Genomic DNA, 418 nt, shown 5'->3' with positions numbered 1-418 from the left:
GTATTAAAGTTCCATCGGTCGCGTTTGTTACCTCGTTTCCGATTACACCGTCATTTTCAGTTACCGTTACAGAGCCTAAATCCACTAATGTCCATTCGGTCCCGTCCCATTGCATTACCTGTCCGGATACCGTACCATTGGCTATATTTTCAAGTTGTACGGCTGCGTCCGCCAATTTTGCATTGGTCACGGCATCTGCGGCCAATTCTGTAGTTCCCACGGCCCCGGCAGCTATCTCTAGGGTAACATCACCCAATAAAGCATTCGCATCGCCACCTACCGTTAGGTCGGAGGATGTGATATCCCCGTCACCAGTGATCGCTGTGCCATCAACTTCCAATGCTCCGGTGGTCGCGTTCTGTACCAGTCCGCTTCCCGCAACATCGGCATTGATCTTGGATGCAGTAACCGCATCGGC

General features: G+C 51.7%; 1 protein-coding gene. It reads right to left on the bottom strand.

Features of this window, described 5'->3' with window-relative positions; genetic code table 11:
• Positions 1-418: hypothetical protein (locus MWU82_RS24150; protein WP_247098322.1), on the bottom strand; the 418-nt coding region annotated here is incomplete at both ends.

It is taken from the genome of Arenibacter sp. S6351L (assembly GCF_023016025.1).
GTDB classification, from domain to species: Bacteria; Bacteroidota; Bacteroidia; order Flavobacteriales; family Flavobacteriaceae; genus Arenibacter; species Arenibacter algicola_B.
This window is presented reverse-complemented; position numbering and strand designations above follow the sequence as displayed.